Consider the following 22,500-nt stretch of genomic DNA (forward strand, 5'->3'; position numbering starts at 1 on the left):
AATGTAACTTGGTGTGTCTTTTTGAGTAAGTCTATTAGGGGGATTTTACATGAACGTTATTGAAGTTCAAAATTTACGAAAAGAATTTAAGGCGTACTCAAGCCGGGCTGGTTTAAGCGGAGCTTTCCGAGACTTGTTTACAAGAAATTATAAAGTACTAGCAGCGGTCGACGGGATTTCCTTAAATGTCAAACAAGGTGAAATGGTCGGCTATATTGGAGAAAACGGAGCTGGGAAATCAACGACGATTAAAATGTTGACTGGAATTCTGACACCAACCTCTGGTTCAATTGTAGTTAATGGAATGAACCCGCATAAACAACGAGAGGAGTTCGTACGCACCATCGGTGTCGTGTTCGGACAACGGTCACAGCTATGGTGGGATATTGCTGTTCAAGAATCTTTTAGATTATTAAAGAAGGTTTATCGTGTATCAGATGAAGATTATAACCGCCACATGGGCCATGTGATCGAAACTTTAGAAATTGCCCCTTTATTAGATAAACCCGTACGAAAACTATCACTTGGGCAACGGATGCGCTGTGAGTTAGCGGCTGCGCTTATCCATAATCCTCCCCTCCTGTTTTTAGACGAGCCGACAATTGGCTTGGATGTTTTAGTAAAATTAAAGATTCGTAAGTTTCTTAAAGAAATCAATGAACAATATAAAACAACCATTCTATTAACGACACATGACTTAACCGATATCGAGGCTCTCTGTGAACGGGTCGTTTTATTAGATGAAGGAAAAATTATTTATGACGGGAAACTCAATGAGCTGCAAGGACAGGCAGTTGAAGGGAAACAAATTGAATTTGACTTTTTGACCGAAGTTACACGCCACACTCTTCCTTACCAAGTAAATGTTCAATGGGAACAAAAAAATGCCACTTCTTGGCTTGCCTACGTCAATGGCGATGAACGCCACGTTTCCCAATTAATTAGTGAAGTAGTTCAAAAGAACCCAATTAAAAATATCCGAATTAATGAAGTATCAACGGAAGAAATTGTCCGCAAGATTTACGAAGAAGGAATGGCGCTTGCATGACTATGTATTTTGAGATGATTCGAATTCGCTTTTTAATGATGCTTGCTTACCGGACGAACTATTATAGCGGCATTTTGATTTATAGCATTAACATTGGCGCCTATTATTTTTTATGGGCGGCAATTTATGGAAGCAATGAGGAAATACAAGGATTGTCCGTTTTGCAAATGACCACCTATGTGGCTGTGGCTTGGATGGCGAGAGCGTTTTATTTTAATAATATTGACCGCGAAATTGCTGCGGAAATTCAAGACGGTAAAGTAGCAATCGAAATGATTCGCCCCTATAATTATTTAGGGATGAAGACGATGCAGGCTCTTGGAGAAGGACTCTTTCGCCTATTGTTTTTCTCTGTCCCAGGAATGATCATTGTTTCCTTCATATTCCCAATTAGCTTTTCGTCTAGTTTAACGACGTGGATGTTTTTCCTTCTTTCACTCGTGTTTAGTTTTATCGTCAATACTCAAATCAACTTACTTACCGGGCTGATGACATTCTTTTTATTTAATAACACCGGATTAATTCGCGCGAAACGGGTCGTCATCGATTTATTCTCAGGGCTGTTGCTTCCAATTTCCTTTTATCCGTTGTGGGCACAAACCATCATGGCATATTTCCCGTTTCAAGCAATCAGCTATATCCCTAGTATGATTTTCACCGAAGGCTTTGTCGGTCAGGAAATTTATCACGCAGTATTTCTGCAAGTATTCTGGGTGTTAATCTTACTGATTCCAATTAAACTATTATGGTTACTTGCAAAAAAACATTTAATTGTTCAAGGAGGCTAGGAGAGTGTTTTACGTTTCAATGTTCTTTCAATATGCCTCTCAATACTTAAAAACAAGACTAACGTATCGTGTCGATACTGTGGTGGAAATCTTTTCGGATTTCTTGTTTCAAGCAGTGAATTTGATTTTTATTTTAGTCGTATTTGGTCATACCTCTTTTTTAAGCGGCTGGAACCGTGAAGAAATTATTTTTATTTATGGATTTTTCCTTGTTCCTTATGCGATTTTTTCAGCGTTTTTTAACATTTGGGACTTTAATGAACGCTATATTGTCAAAGGAGAAATGGACCGGGTTTTAACTCGCCCAGTACATAGTCTATTCCAAATTATTATGGAACGGATGGAACTTGAATCTTTATTCGGGGTTATTACGGGGATTGTGATTATGGGCTATGCAGCAATGAACCTAGGATTAACCTTCACTTGGTATGATGGGTTGATTTTTATTTTTATGGTCGTGGGCGGATCATTTATTTACGCCGGAATATTTATAAGCATCGCCAGTATCGGATTTTGGTCAGATAGTCGAACCGATATTATGCCAATGATGTACAATATCGGCAATTACGGACGCTATCCTGTTGATATTTATCACCGCGTCATTCGCTTTGTGTTAACCTGGATTTTACCGTTCGCCTTTGTCGGCGTTTATCCTGCCGCTTACTTCCTTAAGCGAGAAGAATGGTATATTTATGCGTTTTTAACTCCTGTGATGGGCATTGTTTTCTTTTGTATCGCCGTTTTTCTATGGAATAGCGGGGTAAAAAAATATCGTGGAGCTGGGAATTAAAAATTCATAGGGACAGTGGGAATTCGAATGAACTTCCCCTGTCTCTTTTAAATTTCACAAAATTTTAATACTAATCATGGTCGTTACTCGCTTTTATCTTTTATAATAAAAGTAGATAAAGAAAGCGTTTTCACTATCTTTGACAAATCACCGGAACAATCCTACGGAAGAAAGGATGGTAAAAATGAAATATACTGAAGTGAAAGAACAATTAGAGGCAATCAAACTTAACTTAATCAATAAAATGGATAACCCGGAACTAACGTTAGAAGAAAAAGAGGAGTTAAAAAAATCAATTGTTAATTACGAGTACATCATTGAATTAACCGATATGAATCATTATGAGCGTGGCTCAATCAACTAACAACACATCACTATCTTCAGAGGAGGAATCTGTACATGATCTACAGGTTCCTCTTTCGATTTAAGTCCATTAATTATCTTAATTGCGTGAGTGAATCTCATCGCACTTCCTCCTTATATAATCAACTAACTTTCCTTTAAATCAATTCCCTTCATATTACTATCCGTTTGTTAATACAAAAACGCAGCTCAATTGGACAGTTTTACATATATTTTCCGTTAAAAATAGACCCATCTTTCGGCATTGAATTTTTCAAATAATAGTTGACGACAACGCTTATCTGTTATATAGTAATTATACATTATATTAATTGTTATATAACAGTAAAAAAATCAAGGGAGATGAATAGAATGGGAATGTATCAAAAAGCATATGAAAGCTATTGCGTTGCATGCGAAAACTATGGAATGGAGTCCATGAATATTGAGCAATTTATTAAAAATCTAACAAAAGAACAACTTCATGAATACTTGAAGCATGCCATACATTAAAAGGACGTGAAAATAATGGAAACAGACGTTAAATAACTCCTGCTACGGAAACCAAAGTGGCAGGGGTTTTTTTGCTATTCAGCTACTAAGTTAGATTCATATCCTGTAAGACCTTGTCAATCTCCGAATTCATCAATTAATGGACACGTTTAATTTCTTGAATTTCCTCATCATAATGAACTTTAAATTTCCTAATAATTACCTTAATTGTAAAAAAATGAAACGTTTTGGTTGTTGATTCGTATAAAAATAGATTAATACAAAGGGAGTGTATAATTTGAAAAAGAAAATTTCGATCATGAGTGGGTTTCTGCTTGTTTTTTTACTGCTTGCAGCATGTAATGGGAACTCCGAACAAGTAGACCAAGATCAAGTAGACGCGGGACCTGTGGAACAAGCTGAAACCGATGAGAATGAAACGGCATCCGACCAATTGACCATCGAACAAGTTTTTGAAAAATCAGCTCAGGCTTCAGAGCAACTCCTAAGTTTTGCGATGAATATGGATTTAGTCCAAGAGGTGACCTCTGAAGAGACTGAGGAGAATATGGAGATTCATTCTTCCATTCACATGGAAGTCGTTTCTGATCCAATTGCCTTTTATCAAAAGATGTCTATGGAACTAGCTGGAGAATCGGTAAATACTGAAAGTTATTTTTCACAAGACGGTTTTTACATGCAGGATCCAGTAGGTGGTACATGGATGAAATTGCCTACGGAAATGACCAATCAAATGATCCAACTCTCGGATCAACAAACAAATCCTGCCGTTGAAATTGAAAGACTGCAAAAATTTAGTGAAGATTTCACCTTTGAAGAAAATGAACATGAATACTTGCTCTTATTAACAGCGTCTGGGGAACAATTTAACGAGTTGATTCAAGAGACAATTGAACAAACCTTACCAGTCGAATTTGCTGACGACATGGATGCGATGGAAGACTTGAAGATTCATACAGTAAAATACAAAATTGCCATTGATAAAGAAACCTTTTTCCCGCGTACAATTGAGATGAACATGGATATGGAAATAATCGTTGAAGACCAAACGATTCAACTCACTCAATATATAACCGGTGAATATTCTAAGTACAACGAATTTGATGAAATTACAATCCCACAAGAAATTATTGATTCTGCCACCGAAATCGATTTTAACATTCAAAACTAGTGGAATATGAAAAAACTGAGCCATCTCCTAAATGGAAATGACTCAGTTTTTTTCATTCCTAGACGACAATCCACTATTTTTTCTCCAACTAGCTATACTGGTAATCTTTATCTTCTAACCGCTGTGCCTTTTGTACAACCTTTAAAGATCTAAATGTATCGATATTGGCACCTTATTTATCTAGCAACCAAATTATTAAAAATACAAATACCCCAAGTACCCATAACCATTTCGCTGAAGGAATATATTCATTTTCCTGCATGACTAACTACCTTCTTGAATCTTTCACCTTGCTGTTGCCAAAATATTTCTAATTTAACCGCTAATCCTCCTGGACCAAATTTCACTTTTCCACCGTTATTTTCAGTGATATGAATATAGTCAATAAAGGATAAAATCGTTTTTCTTCGAGCGGTAATTTCATTGACTCCTCTTTTATAAAACCAGAGGTCAATTACATTCAATACCCCTTTGTTAATCTTATATTTTTCATCACATAGTTTTGCAAAAAGTATATCCGGCATATTGGAGACTTTTTCTGTCAGAACTCCCATCCATAAAACACCTCCAAAAGTACGTTAGAAATCTTTATATAATTATTGAAAAGGTTTCATCCGTTTGACCAGCACATAAAAACATTGTTTTCGCCTTTTCAATATCGTTTTTAAGTTGTTGTTTTAATTGTTCAATTGATGGAAACCTTATTTCATCACGTATAAAAGATACAATTTCAATCATTAATTGTTCGCCATAAATGTCTTTTTCGAAATCAAGGATATATACTTCAATTGATAGTGTTGGCTTTTTTTCTTTAAATGTAGGCCTTAACCCTATATTCATCACACCATTAAACTTCTTGGTTTGATGATAAACATTTACTGCGTATACCCCTTTTGACAGATTGAGTTGTTCTTCGGAACTAACACGTAAGTTCGCTGTAGGAAACCCAATGGTTCTCCCAACTTGGCGGCCATGGACAACCTCTCCATTAAAAACAACTAAACTAAATTGATCAAACCTTCTCATCATTTCACTTACCTTCTTATTTAAATAGAAAATTCTAATTATTTACTTTGGCGGAATTTCTTCCATAATGGCATCACACTTCTGAGCAAGCTGAGATTGAGCAAAGTTAACAGGTAAGCCCTCCCTTTTTTTAAAGAGGGCTTCCTCTTCCTAATATGGTGATATTTGGATTAAACAGTTAATGTTTCCAATTTAGGAATCACTTCTTTTCCGAATAAGCGGACAGATTGAAGCGCATGATCATATTTCATATTTCCAAAATTCATTTGAAGCGAGAATAAATGTACACCGAAAAATTCGGATAGTTCTTTCATCCGCTCAGTTACAGTTTCTGGGTTTCCAATCGCAACGCGATGTTCTCTCAATACTCGATCATAAGTCATTGAACGAAGAGCATCCGCAATCATATTGTAGCCTTTGTATTGATCAGAAGTTGTATTATCCCAAGCTGTTGCAGACTCTAGAAAAACGTTTACATAATGATTCATATAACCTTCGCCTTCTTCAATCGCCTGCTGTTCATCTTCACGAACATACGTATGAAGCGCCATCTGAATTTGATCTTTCTGAACTTTTCCATGTCCTGCATTTTCATAGGCATCTTTATATAATTGAATGTTGTCACGCAATTTATCGTAGTCAGCTAAATAAGGAACTACCATCAAGTTATGGCCATTTTCTCCAGCCCACTTAAATGATTCAGCCGTTTGGATTGCAGCCACCCAAGTTGGGATTTTCTTTTGAGTTGGACGAGGAAGTACAGATACATTCTCAAATTTATACATTTCACCTGCATGGGTAACTTTATCTTCTGTCCATAGTCTTTGAATAACGTCTAAGCTTTCACGGAAACGCTGATTGCTCTCTGACATCGGAATACCAAAGGTATTGAACTCATGTGGAAGGAATGCACGAGCAAACCCAACTTCCACTCTTCCACCACTGATTGCATCAAGCATTGATAATTCATGTGCTAGTTTAACAGGGTGTGTAAAGACCGGTAGCACACAGCCAGTGATTAAACGCAAGTTCTTTGTTCTTTGTGAAGCTGCTGCTAAGAAAATGCTTGGATTAGATGAGTACCCACCATACGCATCCTCGTAATGTTCTACGATTCTCGTATGATGATAACCTAATTGATCCGCTTCCTCAGTAAGATTAAGTGCCTCTGTGTAATACGCTTCTCCTGATTTATCCTCCGGATGACTATCTGGGAAAAAAGAAATTCCAAATTTCATGTTTAAACATCTCCTTTATTTTATATGATTCACTTAGTGAATTATCTGATTCACTTTATAAACAAATTATAAAGCGTTTACACTAAATTGACAATAGAAATGTTAGAAAATTTATAAGATTCCTATTAAAGATAAATAATATTTTTTGAATAAAATAAGTAAAAAGTCCGATACTTTTAAACCTAAGTTTAATGAGAATTACCCTATAAATTTAAACGGATGCAGGGAAATAGTGGATAAAAATGCTGTTTTATCAAAATTCCTATTGTTTAAAACGGAAGATGTAGCTACTATTAAATAAAAGCAAGATGTTAAATCACATTTGGGGGTTTATACCGTGAGAGATGTAAACATTAAATTAAATCAATCGATTGAAAAGGCAAAAAGCATATTAGATTGTTTTGCCTATGATCAACAATATTTAACCATTGAATATATTTGTAAAGTGGTAGAGATCCCCAAACCAACAGCTTATCGCCTTTTATACACGATGGAAACTTTAGGACTGATTCATTATAACGAAAAGGATGCTACATACTGTTTAGGAATGAAAATGTTTGAATACGGAGGAATTGTCCTCGGACGGTTACAGGTGATTAATGTAGCCAACCAATACCTTAGCGCCCTACATCATGAAACAGGGTTTACGGTTTTGTTAGCGATTCTTGAAGGTGGCAATCTGATTTATATCGATAAACGCGCTACACGGGAAGGATTCGGCTATACTTCTACAATTGGAAGGTTTAGGGACCCACATTACGGAGCACTAGGGAAAGTATTAATGGCTTATTTAGATGAGGATATGATCTTAAAACTTTTACAAAAAACACCGTTAAAAAAATACACCGAATACAGTATCACCGACCCAGCCATCTTTTTAGAGAAGATGAAACAAACGAAACAACAAGGTTACTATATAGATAATGAAGAGGTTGTCTTAAACATTACAGCAGTGGCTGCACCAATTAAAAACAAGTTTGGCGAAATCATTGCTGCCGTTACAGTAGCCGGACCAAAAGAAGAAATCCAAAACTACTCACTATCAAAGTTGGTTAAAAACACCTGTCATTATACTGATCTCATCTCGACAGAATTGTAGTATCGATATCTTGAAAGTGATATTCCAAGAAACGAAAACATAGCCAATTCATTTGATTACAGTACACCCATAGAGAGTTTCAGCCGCTTCCTCTCGAATCGGCCCCTCTCCTTAACCTTTTCCCTCTAATGCAAAAAAAGGCGTAACTCCTTTATGGAATTACGCCTTACGTTCACTCCTTGATAATTAAAATTACATATTCCTTCGGTATTGCCCTCCCACTTCATATAATGCGCTCGTAATTTGACCGAGAGAGGCCACTTTTACACATTCCATTAGTTCCTCGAAAACATTACCATCTTGTAATGCCACTTGTTTTAATCGTTGAAGCGCGTCTGGACATTCGTTTTTATTTTTTTCCCAGAATTCGTTTAAATTGCGAATTTGTGTCTGTTTTTCTTCTTCAGTCGAACGCGCTAATTCGATTTCATAGGCATTTTCATTTACATTTGGATTGATGAATGTATTAACACCGATAATAGGCAATTCTCCTGAATGTTTCTTATGTTCATAATAAAGTGATTCTTCTTGAATTTTTCCACGTTGGTATTGTGTTTCCATTGCTCCTAACACGCCGCCGCGATCATGAATACGTTTAAATTCTGCTAATACAGACTCCTCAACAAGATCTGTCAGTTCATCGATGATAAATGCACCTTGCATTGGATTTTCATTTTTCACGATGCCCAATTCATTGTTAATAATCATTTGTATCGCCATTGCACGACGTACTGAGTTTTCTGTTGGCGTCGTAATTGCCTCGTCATAAGCATTTGTATGCAAAGAATTACAGTTATCATAAATCGCAATCAATGCCTGCAAAGTTGTCCGGATATCGTTAAAATCCATTTCCTGTGCATGCAGTGAGCGTCCAGATGTCTGGATATGGTATTTCAACTTTTGACTCCGCTCATTACCACCGTATTTATTTTTAATGACCGTTGCCCAAATTCGCCGAGCCACACGTCCCATGACCGTGTATTCCGGATCTAGCCCATTGCTAAAGAAATAGGATAGGTTCGGGGCAAAATCATCAATATTCATTCCACGGCTTAAATAATATTCAACAAATGTAAAGCCGTTCGCTAACGTAAATGCTAATTGAGAGATAGGGTTAGCTCCCGCTTCAGCAATATGATAGCCACTAATGCTCACTGAATAATAATTTCGCACTTTGTGGTCAATAAAGTATTTTTGAATATCCCCCATCATTTTTAAAGCGAATTCTGTTGAGAAAATACATGTATTCTGTCCTTGGTCCTCTTTTAAAATATCTGCTTGGACGGTGCCACGTACGGTTTGCAATGTCCAGTCCTTTATCTCATTAAATTCGGTTTCATTTGGTTGACGGCCATTTTTCGCAACGAATTGCTCAACTTGTTGGTCAATCGCAGTATTCATGAACATCGCTAAAATAATCGGTGCTGGTCCATTAATTGTCATCGACACACTTGTTGATGGATGACATAAGTCAAAGCCTTTATAAAGCTTTTTCATATCATCTAACGTACAAACGTTTACCCCACTATTTCCGATTTTCCCATAAATATCTGGACGAAAATCTGGATCTTGGCCATATAATGTTACACTATCAAAGGCCGTCGATAAACGTTTTGCCTCATCGTTTTCACTAAGGAAGTGGAAACGGCGATTCGTCCGTTCAGGTGTTCCTTCACCGGCAAACTGGCGCTTCGGATCTTCATTCGTACGTTTAAAAGGAAACACTCCAGCTGTAAACGGAAAATAGCCAGGCAGGTTTTCTTTTAGTCGCCAGTGAAGGACTTCCGCTGGATCCTCAAATTTCGGAACACTCACTCTAGGAATTTTATTGCCGGATAGAGATTCACTATACAATTCAGTAACCATTTCCTTATCGCGAATTTTCGTAACTAGTTGATCCTGTTGATATGCTTCACGAAGCTCCGGCCATTCTTCCACTAGTTTTTTGCATTCAGGATGGAGTTTGGTTTCATAATGAGCAATCATCTCATCTAATTTCGCTGCGAACATTTGTGCTTCTTCCACTGACATCGAACTTGTATCCCTATCAACAATTAGTGCTTTTGTCCCACGTAATTGGTACAATTTTCGAACGATATTTACCTGTTCCTCAGAAAATTTGCGGTATTGATAAACGGTTTGAACGATTTCTCCTAAATATCCAGTCCGATCTGGGGGAATGATTAAATTTTGTTTCGTCACTTTTTTAATCTCACTATCAAATTCAGTTGGCCAGCTGCCACCAATCTTCTCCTCAACCAATTTCATCATATTGGCAAACAAGACATTTGTACCAGGATCATTAAACTGGCTAGCGATTGTACCAAAAACCGGTGTCTTATCATCTTCTATTTCAAATTGGTTACGGCTGCGTTTATATTGTTTTCGAACGTCACGCAATGCATCTTCCGACCCGCGGCGTTCAAATTTGTTGATGACAATTAAATCGGCAAAATCAATCATGTCAATCTTCTCAAGCTGTGTCGTAGCACCGAATTCACTTGTCATTACATACATAGACAAATCACAAATATCGACGATGTCAGAATCGCCTTGCCCAATTCCGCTTGTTTCAACAATAATAAAATCGTAGCCAGCAGCCTTGACGACATTAATTGCTTCTCTTGTCGCGTGACTTAACTCAGATTTCGATCCACGGGTCGCTAAACTACGCATATAAACGCGGGGATTATTAATCGCATTCATGCGGATACGGTCACCTAAAAGAGCTCCTCCTGTTTTCATTTTCGAAGGGTCAATCGAAATAATCGCAATCGATTTTTCAGGGAATTGATCCAGATATCGGCGGACCAACTCATCAGTTAGTGAACTTTTCCCAGCACCACCTGTACCAGTAATCCCTAAAACAGGTACTGTCGGAGCATCAACAAGCAATTGCTCTAATGCCGCAGATACAAATTCATTTGATTTCGCATTGACCAAGTTTTCCTCGGCAAATGTAATTAATCTTCCGATTGACCCCCAATTTTTTTCGTGTAAACCGGCTATTTCCTTTTCAAGCTGTTTAGGTGTTGGATAATCGGATTCACGAATCATATGATTAATCATGCCTTGCAATCCTAAATCACGCCCATCATCCGGTGAAAAAACTTTAGCAATGCCATAGTCATGCAATTCCTTAATTTCTGATGGGACGATAACCCCGCCACCACCAGCAAAAATCTTAATATGCTCTGATCCCTTTTCTTTTAGCAAGTCGTACATATACTTCATATACTCTACATGTCCACCTTGATAGGAACTAATCGCAATCCCTTGGACATCTTCTTGAACCGCCGCATTGACCACTTCATCCACCGAGCGGTTATGTCCCAAGTGAATCACTTCTACACCTGATGCTTGAAGGATTCGACGCATAATATTAATTGAAGCATCATGCCCATCAAATAAAGCAGCCGCTGTCACGAATCGGACATTATGTTTTGGACGATAAATCTCTGTTTCCATTAAAAACCCCTACCTTCTAAAATAAATATTGAATAGCATGTAAATTTTTAAAACTATTTATTTACTCATAAAGACCAAATATGAATCATTCCTTGATGACATCAATCTATCTTTTAGGCTACAACTTAGATTCGCTCTCTCCCTTGAATAGCGTCTTAAATTCCTTTAAACTCAGGTTTCCGTTTTTCGAAGAAAGCGGCTACCCCCTCTTTATGATCCTCGCTTTGAAGCAGGATCGTTTGCATCGTATTTTCTTGCATAATCGCTTCATCTGCTTGTAGATTATTTGCATGATTAACGAGGTATTTTACATAATGATTAGCAACCATTGGACCGTCTACGATAAATTTCGCAAAATTTACAGCCGCATCTACAACATCACCTTCTGCAAGTTGATTAATCAATCCTAAAGCTTGTGCTTCTTTCGCTCCGACAACTTTCCCTGAGGAAATCCATTCTTTTGCCAATGGTGCCGAAACCCTTTCGGTTAATGCTTTAACCAACCCTAAATCAGGAATCAAGCCTATATTCGTGAAGCTTAAAGCAAATTTCGCATCCTGATTAGCGACAACAAAGTCACAAGCCAAAGCTAAACTAAACCCTGCTCCAGCTGCATAGCCATGAACAGCTGCAACAACGTATTTATCAAGATTAAGGATTTTTTTCGTCAGCTCAGAACCATTCTCCATCCATTTAGCTGTTTCAATTACACTTGTATGCTGTTGCATCGATTGAATGTCTCCGCCAGCGCAAAATGCCTTACCAGCTCCAGATATAATGATGACTCGAACCTCAGGGTTTTTGGCATGCTGATCTAAAGCTGAGATTACTTCATCCATTAGTTCTCCTGATAATGCGTTTAATTTATCTGGGCGGTTCATACAAATGTAACCAATTTTATTTTCCACTTGAACTTCGACTAATTTACTCAATACAAACACCCTTTTCCCTATCTAATCGTTTAATCATCGGAAACATACACCAACACTCAACATAATGGTCCATCTCGGTCGTTACATAATAATTTAAGAATATAGTCACAGTATAATTGGATGATTTCTTCCTTCGCTAAGCGCCCATTTGACTGGTACCATTGTTGAACCCAGTTCATGCCACCAAGTATGAACATTTTCGCGGTTGATGGTTCTTTGACAAAAAATTCACCACTTTGAATACCTCGTAAAATAAGCTGATCAAAGAGGCCTTCATAATTTTTCCGGAGTTTCCGCATATGCTCAAATTGTTCTAGATTTGAGAATAATTTTGGTTCAATACTGATTTTGAACGTTTCCTTTTCTTCAATCACATACTCAATATGAGTGGTGACCATTTTAAAGAGAATCTCTTTGACTGATCCTCCTCCATTTAAAATCTCTTCAAGTTCATTAATCGCTTGAGTGAGTACAAACCGATGACATTGGTACATTAAGTCACTTTTATTTTTAAAATAATAGTACAATGACCCCTTCGTCATTAATAACTCCGCAGCAATATCTTCCATTGTTGCGCCGTTATACCCTTTTTGGTTTATTATTCCAATCGCGGAACTAAGTATTTGTTCCTTTTTTCTTAATGCTTTTTTCTCCGAGAGTTTGATAAAATCACCTCCCAATTCCAGAAATCCCCTGCAGTTTAGTGTTTAATGACATAAGCTAGGATTCATAAGAAATTATGGAATATCGCAGTAGTTTGATGTTTTAAAATTTTCTGATTATTACTTCTTCTTTACTGTATCAGCTTATTTTTTGAATTACAAGTATTTTTTTGAATCTTAATTCAATTTTTGAATTAAGAGTTAATTTACGCAATTAGTGAATTTTTAACCGCCTGTAAATAGGGGTTTGTCACCTTATTAATCGCCTTTATTACTCGATTTTTTCTCCCAACGCAAACATCTCCTGTTGCCATAAGAAGCAACAGGAGGTTCTCTTTCATCGCGGTTAATAGGTTACTATTTAGAGACACTCGTTAATTAATGATTTTTTATGTGCTATAAATCTAGTTGTTTAGCGATAATCGTTTTCATAATTTCGGAAGTCCCTGCATAAAGACTTGTCACTTGAATATCACGGAAACGCCTAGCAATCTCATATTCTTCCATAAAACCATATCCGCCATGGAGCTGAAGACACTCACTAGCTACTCGTTTTGCCATTTCACTTATCCAATATTTTGCCATCGACACTTCTTTTACGATATTTTCCCCATGAACATGGCGGAGCGTCAACTGGTTCACAAACGTTTTGCCAAGTTCAATTTCGGTCGCCATTTCGGCAATCTTAAATTGCGTATTTTGAAACTTGCTAATCGATTGACCAAACGCTTGACGCTGCTTCACATAATCAATCGTTAATCGCAACATTTCCTCAGCTTCAATTTGGCATTGAATTGCAACAACAAGCCGTTCCTGTTGCAACTGCTGCATCAGATAATAAAAGCCTTTTCCTTCTTCCCCGAGTAAATTGCCAACCGGTACGACCGCATCTTCAAATATTAGTTCGCCCGTATCCCCGCTATGCATACCTATTTTCTCGAGATTCTTCCCTTTTTTAAAGCCTTTCGTCCCGTCTTCAACGACAAGCAAGCTAATTCCTTGATGTGGCTTAGCCGGTTTTTGATCCGTTCTACAAACGACAATCGCAAGATCTGCGCGATTGCCATTTGTAATAAATGTTTTTTCGCCGTTTACTATATAATGGTCACCTTCAAGACGAGCACTCGTTTTAATTCCTGCTAAATCTGACCCAGTCCCAGGTTCTGTCATAGCAATTGCCGTAATCTTTTCACCACTTAAACACCCCGGTAGCCAACGCTGTTTCTGTTCGTCTGTACCTAAGGCAGCAAGATACGGACTTGCGATTTCTGAATGTAGGCTGACACTGCTACTTACCCCTTGACCGACTCGTTCCAATTCCTCAATTAAAATTTTCGAAAAAGAAAAGTCTAAACCAAGTCCACCGTCCTCTTCGGCAATCCAGGGACAGAGATATCCATTCTCACCTAGCTTTAACCAAAAGTCACTCGGGATTTCTCTTGCCCTTTCCCAGTCTTGATAAAAGGGAAATGCCTCTTTTTCAAGCATTTTCCGGAGTGACTTTCGAAACAAATCATGGTCTTCCGTCCTTATCGACGTTTGCATATTGATCAAGCCTTTCAATCTTTCTATCCTGAGCATTCCTTTACTGCTTAGCAGCTTGTTCATTTCGTTTTAAAATAAAGCGCTGAATTTTTCCACTAGGTGTTTTCGGGAGGCTGTCCGTAAATTCGACTTCTCTCGGATATTGATGCTTTGATAATTTAGTTTTCACAAACAGACTCAGCTCATTCGCTAATTCATCAGAGGGCTGATAAGTTGGTTTTAGCACCACATAGGCTTTAACAATCTCTCCTTTTGTCGGATCTGGTTTTCCAACGACAGCTGCTTCTGCCACTGCAGGATGTTCAATTAGACTGCTTTCGACCTCAAATGGTCCAATTCGGTAACCAGCACTAGAAATAATATCATCGGCACGGCCCTCAAACCAAAAATATCCATCTTCATCTTGACTAGCGAGATCTCCAGTTAACAACCATTTCCCCTTCATTTTTTCTTCGGTTTTCTCAGGATTTTTCCAATATCCAAGGAAAAAGTATGGGAATCCTGTTGTATCGACAGCGATTTGTCCAACCTCACCTTTAGCTACAGGATTTCCATCCTCATCCACTAAAGCAATATTAAAACCAGGAGATGGCAATCCCATGGAGCCTGGTTTGATATCCATGTTAGTCACATTAAAATTATCAACAATCATTCCTGTTTCCGTACAACCATAGTGATCATAAATTGCTCTGCCAAACGTATCTTTAAAGAAACGGACAACTTCCGCATTTAATGGTTCACCCGCACTGCTAAATTTCTTCACTTTAATTTTATACTTTTTCGCGAGCTCTTGACCATATGTCATCATCAGGCGATAGGCGGTAGGCGCATATGCAAAGTTTGTAACTTCGTATTTTTCCAATAAAGAATACACCTTTTCCACATCAAAAGAACCTTTGTAAACGAGGAGTTTAATCCCATAACTTAACGGCACAAAGGTACAGTTAATTAAACCGAAAGCCCAGCCTAAATCTGCCCCACCAAACATGAGATCGTCATCTTCAACCCCGATTCCGTAGCGAACATAAGGATTAGAACTAAGTAAGATTTTGTGAGACCAAACCGCCCCTTTAGGCATCCCAGTCGATCCAGAAGTATATTGAATCACACATGGATCCATGATATCTGTTGATTCGGTTTCATGCTTGTCAGAAAATGAATCGATAAATTCCCAAAATGTCTCCCCATTTTTCCTTAAATCATCAATCAAAAGCAGTTCACTAGGAATAGATACATTTTTTAATTTATTTGCTTGTTCACGATTCGTCACCATGATTTTGCAGTCGCAATCGGTTAAACGATATTTAATTGCTTCTTGTTCGAAGGCGGTAAACATTGGCACATAAACGGCACCGACTTTCCACGTTGCCAGAACTGAAACAATAAGTTCCATATCTTTGCCGAGCAGCCCAGCTACACGATCACCTTTCTTTACTCCAAGAGAACGAAGGGCGTTTGCCATCCGGTTTGATTTTTCTTTCAATCTTTCGTATGTCCAAATATCGGTGTTTCCTTCGGCGTCTTCCCAATAAATTGCAACTCGATTTGGATCATCAGCCCAGCGATCACAACATTCATGTCCCATATTAAATTTTTCCGATACGTCCCAGTCAAAAGTTTTTATCACTTTCTCCCAAGAAAATCCGTCTACTAATTCTTTATAATTCATTTCAATTCACCTCGTTTTAATATGAAAAATATATGCCCTATCCCCTATATAAGCGCTTTCAAGATGTCAAACGAATACACCAACCATTTTTTTTCATTTGTTACCTACCACGCCTCCTCCAAAAGAGCAGTAATCTGAGTATGTAAATCATCGGTGTTTAAAACGAATGAATTTTCTTCCCCATGAATATCTACTAAAATATTCTTTACAACGGTGGGGATGCTATCTTTAGAAACATCAAAGTCTCTTAACCGGTGTGGGATTTCTAAATTCTGTATGAGACCTTTAATTAATGTTGACGCCATACTAGCATTTTCTGTTTCTTTGCCATTTCCTTGACTAAAGCCTAAAACCTCGGTAATTTGTGCTTGTTCAGCAATTGTTCGTGGCGAAAGAAACTTCATCACATGCGGCAACATGATAGCTGAAGTCATCCCGTGCGGAATATTATAAGTTGCGCCAAGTTGATGTCCAATACTATGAGATAATCCTAGTTTTATATTAACGACAGAAAATAATGATAGCCACGCTCCGATTTGACATTCAAGACGCGCTTCTAAATTCGTAGGATCCTTTTTTGATTCGGGTAAAGAAAGATAGAGCTTTTTTAACGCTTGTAAAGCTAAGCTAGTGTTTACTGGATTCGGAACTGGAGTATACAATGTCTCTACAGCATGGTCGACGGCACGGATGCCTGTTGAAATCCACAACCATTCAGGAGTCTCAGTTGTAAATACAGGATCCAAAAACACGAAAGCTGGAGTCATATTTAAATGAGAAAATTTATATTTTACATGGTCCTTCTCATTCGTCGTGCCAGCTATGCTGGTGAACTCGGATGCGGACAGTGTTGTAGGAATGGCGATATGAGGAAGGAAACTTTCCATTTTTGGTGTTTTTTCTCTTACATTTTCAGAATAAGGATATAATTCCTCCTCAGACTGAACTCCTTCAGCTAAAACGAGAGAAAGAATTTTCGCAGCATCGATTGGACTACCGCCCCCACAGCTAATGATAAAGTCCGGATTAAACTGACGAATATCATGAATGTCTTCCATTAAAACGCTACCAGGCACATGCTGCTTTGAGCAGGTAACATATAGTTCAAAATCGTTCGCTTTAAGATCATCGATCAACTTTTTATATGCATTTGTTTTTAACATACTGTTAGTCGTAACTACTAATAACCGCTTCCCATTTGATTTTACAATCTCATTAACAAGCTGCTCTTTGACACAATTAATACCGTAATGAATTCGTTCAACGGGTAAATATTGATAAATCATTTTGCTACCCCTTTCAATTCAAATGCATTTACTATCCCTATTATTCAAACCAATGTTTGTTTTAAATTATATACAAAAAAATCTCCTTTGTATATAATTTTTAGAATATTTTTAATTATCATTAAAGTCATACCCTCTATTATAAAAAATCTTTAAATATATGGATGATGAATCTCATTAAACGAATAGAAAAACAGTGAAATTCCGGAATGAAATTTCACTGCAAAAAAGAAACTCTAACAATTACTATTCTTTCTGCATAAAATCGATGAATTTTCTTAAAAAGGAGCATCACTTACCATGAATCCCTTGCAAAACAAAAGAATGAAATTGATTTGAAATGTCATCAAAGGAATATTCATTATCAGGTGAATACCAGCGCTGCATATAATTGTAGACACCGAAAACAGCAAAGGTCATCAATTTTGGATCTAGATCGCTTCGGAATTCTCCGCTTTCTATACCTTCTATAATTATTTTTCGGAAAAGACGGTCATACTCATCTCCTAAGGTAGCTATATCTCCACCAAATTCCGACTTAAACCATTCAATCGAAATCCACACAAATAATTCACTTTGATAGTTTTCAAAGCCTTTAATATGATTTTTTAAGGCCTTCTCTAATTTAGCCGCAGCTGGATCATCCGAATAGACAATCGCTTTTAAATTTTCCGTCATTTCAAGGAGAGGACGTTCAACAACGGCATATAATAAGTCCTCTTTTTTATCAATATAGTAATAAAGACTTCCTTTGAGCATACCGACTTCATTAGCTATATCCTCTAGTGTCGCCACTTTATATCCTTTTTCCCGGAAGATTTTTGCTGCTGCATCAACAATTTTATTAAATTTTTGAATTGATTTATTCGTTTTTTTAAAATTTGGTTTTGCCATAAACTTATCCCCCTTACCTTCCATCAGTGTATATCTATACATTCTCATTTTACCTTTAGTATATCTAAAAAGCTTTGCTTTTTAAACAGACGATTGGTTGAAAAATCATCTGTCCTATACTTTTTACGTTTTAGAAAGTTAAACCTTATACTGATGGGGTAAAGTTGTTATTTTTCAACCTATTATCATTAAAATTTTAATGTACTTCTTCGTTAATATTTTTCAGTTTGTGCGACTTCATATGCAGATCGCATAAGATTTCTTACTCTTACAATAAAGCCTGCAAACCGCTGGTCATCTGTCTGGCCTACTTTGAATCGATAATAAATTTGCTGAAGCGCTACTGCCAATTTAAAATACATAAAAGCAATATAAAAATTCATAGGAGGAATCTCAAATCCTGTTTGAATGGCATACTTTTGAATAAACTCACTCCGTTTTAAAAATCCCGGCTCTGTCGTGACGGTTGGCAGACTTTCTTTAAGATAATCTGGATCATCTGGTTCTAACCAATAGGCTAAAGCTCCTCCTAAGTCAAAAAATGGGTCAGCTACGGTTGCTATTTCCCAATCCAATATCGCTTCGACTTTCGTGAAATCTGGAGAAAACAACATATTGTTTAATTTATAGTCATTATGAATCAGACTAGCGTATTGAGATTCAGGAATATTTGAATTTAGCCATTTAGCGAGTTCATCTACATATAAAATATCATCGGTCTTATATTTCATGTAACGATTCGTCCAACCTTGTACTTGTCTTTCGATAAATCCATTCGGACGTCCGAATTTTGCTAAATCGACCTTTTCATAATCAACAGTATGCAGCTTCGCTAGTGCGTCAACTACTTCGTTTGAAATTCCGATTCGAAGTTCATTCGTCGCTGTAAATCCAGTGGGAAACTTGTCATTTAAAACCACTCCCTGTTTTCGTTCCATTACATAGAACGGCACTCCAATTACCTCAGTGTCTTCGCAAAAAAGATATGGTTTTGGAACAAGTGGGAAAACGGGATGTAATCTCGATAATAAGTCTGATTCTCGTTTCATATCATGTGCTTTTGGTGGCAATGGCCCTGCAGGCGGTCGACGCATAACCGCTTCCCAATCCCCACTGCGAATAAAGTAAGTTAAGTTCGAAAAACCAGTATTAAATTGTTCTACTTTGAGTTCTTCATTCGGGAAATCTGGTAGATTTTCCGCCAAATAGTTTCGCATTGCTTTACGATCAAAATCCTCGCCCTTTCGAACAGGAACCGTTTGATTGTCATTTAGTTTATTCAAGCGATTCTCCTCCTAAAAAATCTAACGTTTGTTTGATTTTATTATAAACGCAATTCGCTTAATTTTCAATATTATATTTAAAATATTCAGAAAAGTTAGCACTTAAAAAGGACGAATGAAGCAAGGCTTCACTCATCCTCATACAATCACCCCAAAGATTAGGAGAAATTTGTAATAACATACGTTCCTGTATTTGAGAAATTCTTCATGTCTTCAAATACGCGATTAACATCAGCAAGAGAAATCTCACCTGAAACCATTCTCCCTGGTTGTAAATCCCCTCTAGCTACAGATGCAAGAAGTGTATCAAAACGATGAACCGGAAGACCTAAAGTCGTGTACATATGGATTCCTTTCATAAGCATTTCATCGATTGGAATCGAAATAAAACCAGATTCAGCTTTTGAAGTAACTCCAATTTGTAAATGTCTTCCGCCTTTTCTCAAACTATGAATAGCATTAACACATGTTTGAGCAATTCCTAAAGCGTCAACAGAAACATTTGCTCCACCACCCGTTAGGTCTTGGACAGCTTCAATCGGATTTACGTTTTTGCTGTTTATTGTGTGGATTGCCCCCATTTCCTTAGCTAAAGCTAGATTTGCATCATTAATATCAACACCGATTACATGTGCGCCCAATGAATTGGCAATATGGATCGCTGACAGCCCAATTCCACCACATCCATACACAACAACCGTTTCACCAGGGCGAACTTTCGCAATATCAACAATTCCATGATAAGAAGTCATTACACGGCAACCTAGTGCAGCCCCTTCCGTAAACCCGACTTCTTCTGGTAAATGAACAAGATTTCGATCCGCATGCGGAACAGGGACATATTCACCAAAACCCCCGGAATAAGTGAATCCTGGAATATCAGGAGACTCACATAGATGGACATTTCCTTTTAAACAATGAGGACAAGAGCCTTCACTTCCAGTAATCGGGACAATGACGCGATCGCCTTTTTTGAAGTTTTTCACTTCGCTTCCTACCTCTTCAATGATTCCGGTTAATTCATGACCTAATACATTTGAACCAGATGCAAGCTCACCAGCCCAAACATGCCAATCGCTGCGGCAAACACCATTCGCTTGTACTTTAACGATGACCCCATCTTTATCGGTTGTTGGATCTGGGACATCGGTTAATACCAATTTATAAACATCTTCTAAAACTAAAGCTTTCATTTATTATCCCCCCCAAAAAGTCATAATATTCCGAAAAATTAGTCTAGATTTACCCATACATTCTTAATTTCTGTGTAGGCATCGATGGAAGCAGCGCCATTCTCTCTGCCAAGTCCACTTTGCTTATAGCCACCGAACGGAGAGCCCGGTTCAACAATATTGTAAGTATTAATCCAAACATTTCCTGTTCGCAATGCGCGTGCCACTTTATGTGCTTTGCGGAGGTCGGTAGTACAAATTCCCCCACCTAAACCGTAAACCGTATCGTTCGCTTGTTTGATCACTTCGTCAATATCGTTAAACGGCATCGCACCTACAACTGGACCGAAAATTTCTTCTCGGGAAATTCTCATCTCATTATTGACATTGGCAAGAACAGTCGGTTTTACAAAATGTCCATTGACAAGTTCTGCTTCAGTTGCATTACCGCCAATAACCATCTCCGCGCCTTCGCTTTGACCAATATCCAAGTAATTTAACACGCGTTCTTTCTGTTTTGCCGAAATAAGTGGACCAATCACTGTATCTTTATCAAAACCATTTCCAACCTTATAATTATTCGAATATTCAGCTAAATCAGCGAGGAAGCGATCATAAATCTTATCCTCGATAAATAATCTTGATCCGGCAAAACATACTTGCCCCGAATTAAAGAAGATTGAATTGGCAGCGTTTGCAAGAGCCTGTTCATAATTTGCATCGGCGAAAATAATATGAGCAGATTTTCCGCCTAACTCTAGGGTAACTTTTTTAATATTCGTTGCACTATTTCTAACAATCTCTCTACCAGTAATCGTCGATCCTGTAAATGCAATTTTATCTACATCTGTATGAGAAGCGAGTGCTGCACCGACGGTTTGCCCGTAACCGGTGATAATGTTTACTACTCCATCAGGAAAACCTGCTTCTTGAACAAGTTCAGCAAATCTTAATAAACTAATTGGTGTTTCTTCAGAAGGTTTAACAATCACTGTATTTCCAACTGCAAGTGGTGCAGAAACCTTCATGATTGCATTCATTAACGGCGCATTCCATGGAACAATCCCGGCACATACTCCGATTGGTTCACGAAGCGTATAGTTGAAAATATCTCCTGGAGTGGAAGAAGGAATCGTTTCACCCGTAACTTTCGTACACCAGCCTGCATAATAACGGAAATTATCTGCGGCCGCAGCAGCAAAACCAGTTGTTAACGATACTGGCTGGCCATAATCAAGCGTATCTAAGTGTGCTAGTTCCTCAGCATTTTCTTCAATTAAGTCTGCCAATTTTAATATAAGTCTAGCACGCTCATTTGGTTTCATCTTTGGCCAAGGACCTTCTTCAAAGGCCTTTCTTGCTGCTCTTACCGCAAGTTCAACATCCTCCTTGTCCCCTTCAGCCACAGTTGTAAGCAACTCGCCGTTTGCCGGATTGCGAATCTCTGTTCTTTTTCCAGAGATTGCATCTACCCACTTGCCACCAATAAACATTTTCAATGGTTTAGAAGTAAACTCTACTGCTTTCTTGTTTAATGAAATCAATGTAGTCACTCAGACTTCTCCTCCTCGTAT

Annotated in this window: 20 protein-coding genes; 7 read left to right on the forward strand and 13 right to left on the reverse strand. The window is 37.8% G+C overall.

Features of this window, described 5'->3' with window-relative positions:
* Positions 1-49: 49 nt before the first annotated feature.
* From GNT69_RS05800 to GNT69_RS05825, 6 genes are all read left to right on the forward strand, one after another.
* The gene (locus tag GNT69_RS05800) at positions 50-1,048 is read left to right on the forward strand and encodes an ABC transporter ATP-binding protein (protein WP_203554035.1); all 999 of its coding nucleotides are present in this window, start codon (positions 50-52) and stop codon (positions 1,046-1,048) included.
* Entirely contained in the window at positions 1,045-1,836 is a 792-nt protein-coding gene (locus tag GNT69_RS05805) for an ABC transporter permease (protein ID WP_203554036.1), read from the forward strand. The genes GNT69_RS05800 and GNT69_RS05805 overlap by 4 nt, the downstream gene beginning before the upstream one ends.
* Before the next feature lie 4 nt (positions 1,837-1,840).
* Positions 1,841-2,626 carry an ABC-2 family transporter protein gene (locus GNT69_RS05810; protein ID WP_203554037.1) on the forward strand — a complete coding sequence of 262 codons (786 nt, stop codon included), beginning with the start codon at positions 1,841-1,843 and terminating at the stop codon, positions 2,624-2,626.
* A 184-nt stretch (positions 2,627-2,810) separates the two neighbouring features.
* Positions 2,811-2,990, forward strand: coding sequence for a DUF3896 family protein (locus GNT69_RS05815; protein WP_203554038.1), 180 nt, complete (start codon positions 2,811-2,813; stop codon positions 2,988-2,990).
* A 350-nt stretch (positions 2,991-3,340) separates the two neighbouring features.
* Complete coding sequence (locus GNT69_RS05820) at positions 3,341-3,481, forward strand: hypothetical protein (RefSeq protein ID WP_203554039.1); 141 nt, start codon at positions 3,341-3,343, stop codon at positions 3,479-3,481.
* Between the two features lie 277 nt (positions 3,482-3,758).
* Entirely contained in the window at positions 3,759-4,652 is an 894-nt protein-coding gene (locus GNT69_RS05825) for a DUF6612 family protein (protein WP_203554040.1), read from the forward strand.
* A 248-nt stretch (positions 4,653-4,900) separates the two neighbouring features.
* Here the strand turns inward: GNT69_RS05825 and GNT69_RS05830 are convergent, their stop codons facing one another.
* The 3 genes from GNT69_RS05830 to GNT69_RS05840 form a co-directional block, all read right to left on the reverse strand.
* Positions 4,901-5,206, reverse strand: coding sequence for a hypothetical protein (locus GNT69_RS05830; RefSeq protein WP_203554041.1), 306 nt, complete (start codon positions 5,204-5,206; stop codon positions 4,901-4,903).
* Positions 5,207-5,240: 34 nt separating this feature from the next.
* A complete protein-coding gene (locus GNT69_RS05835; RefSeq protein WP_203554042.1) occupies positions 5,241-5,681 on the reverse strand; it encodes a riboflavin kinase in 441 nt (146 codons plus the stop codon).
* A gap of 167 nt (positions 5,682-5,848) precedes the next feature.
* Entirely contained in the window at positions 5,849-6,916 is a 1,068-nt protein-coding gene (locus GNT69_RS05840) for an LLM class flavin-dependent oxidoreductase (protein WP_203554043.1), read from the reverse strand.
* Positions 6,917-7,253: 337 nt separating this feature from the next.
* Here GNT69_RS05840 and GNT69_RS05845 point away from each other — a divergent pair, with 337 nt between their 5' ends.
* On the forward strand, positions 7,254-8,015 hold the full coding sequence (locus tag GNT69_RS05845; RefSeq protein ID WP_203554044.1) for an IclR family transcriptional regulator domain-containing protein: 762 nt from the start codon (positions 7,254-7,256) through the stop codon (positions 8,013-8,015).
* Between the two features lie 192 nt (positions 8,016-8,207).
* Here the strand turns inward: GNT69_RS05845 and icmF are convergent, their stop codons facing one another.
* The 10 genes from icmF to GNT69_RS05895 all read right to left on the reverse strand — a co-directional run bounded on the left by icmF (position 8,208) and on the right by GNT69_RS05895 (position 22,419).
* Complete coding sequence (gene icmF, locus GNT69_RS05850) at positions 8,208-11,483, reverse strand: fused isobutyryl-CoA mutase/GTPase IcmF (RefSeq protein WP_203554045.1); 3,276 nt, start codon at positions 11,481-11,483, stop codon at positions 8,208-8,210.
* Between the two features lie 155 nt (positions 11,484-11,638).
* Positions 11,639-12,415 carry an enoyl-CoA hydratase/isomerase family protein gene (locus tag GNT69_RS05855; protein ID WP_203554046.1) on the reverse strand — a complete coding sequence of 259 codons (777 nt, stop codon included), beginning with the start codon at positions 12,413-12,415 and terminating at the stop codon, positions 11,639-11,641.
* A 56-nt stretch (positions 12,416-12,471) separates the two neighbouring features.
* Positions 12,472-13,095, reverse strand: a complete 624-nt coding sequence (locus GNT69_RS05860; RefSeq protein ID WP_203554047.1) for a TetR/AcrR family transcriptional regulator — start codon at positions 13,093-13,095, stop codon at positions 12,472-12,474.
* A 378-nt stretch (positions 13,096-13,473) separates the two neighbouring features.
* Positions 13,474-14,622: an acyl-CoA dehydrogenase family protein gene (locus GNT69_RS05865; RefSeq protein WP_203554850.1), complete on the reverse strand. Its 1,149-nt coding sequence runs from the start codon at positions 14,620-14,622 to the stop codon at positions 13,474-13,476.
* Positions 14,623-14,662: 40 nt separating this feature from the next.
* The gene (locus GNT69_RS05870) at positions 14,663-16,291 is read right to left on the reverse strand and encodes an acetate--CoA ligase (RefSeq protein ID WP_203554048.1); all 1,629 of its coding nucleotides are present in this window, start codon (positions 16,289-16,291) and stop codon (positions 14,663-14,665) included.
* 104 nt (positions 16,292-16,395) lie between these two features.
* A complete protein-coding gene (locus GNT69_RS05875) occupies positions 16,396-17,577 on the reverse strand; it encodes an iron-containing alcohol dehydrogenase (protein ID WP_203554049.1) in 1,182 nt (393 codons plus the stop codon).
* Between the two features lie 291 nt (positions 17,578-17,868).
* Complete coding sequence (locus tag GNT69_RS05880) at positions 17,869-18,471, reverse strand: TetR/AcrR family transcriptional regulator (protein ID WP_203554050.1); 603 nt, start codon at positions 18,469-18,471, stop codon at positions 17,869-17,871.
* A 212-nt stretch (positions 18,472-18,683) separates the two neighbouring features.
* Positions 18,684-19,754 carry a phosphotransferase family protein gene (locus GNT69_RS05885; protein WP_239094078.1) on the reverse strand — a complete coding sequence of 357 codons (1,071 nt, stop codon included), beginning with the start codon at positions 19,752-19,754 and terminating at the stop codon, positions 18,684-18,686.
* A gap of 158 nt (positions 19,755-19,912) precedes the next feature.
* Positions 19,913-20,947: a zinc-binding dehydrogenase gene (locus GNT69_RS05890; RefSeq protein ID WP_203554051.1), complete on the reverse strand. Its 1,035-nt coding sequence runs from the start codon at positions 20,945-20,947 to the stop codon at positions 19,913-19,915.
* Between the two features lie 38 nt (positions 20,948-20,985).
* Entirely contained in the window at positions 20,986-22,419 is a 1,434-nt protein-coding gene (locus GNT69_RS05895; protein WP_203554852.1) for an aldehyde dehydrogenase family protein, read from the reverse strand.
* Positions 22,420-22,500 lie beyond the last annotated feature (81 nt).

It is taken from the genome of Bacillus sp. B15-48 (assembly GCF_016879755.1).
Lineage (GTDB): Bacteria > Bacillota > Bacilli > Bacillales > Cytobacillaceae > Mesobacillus_B.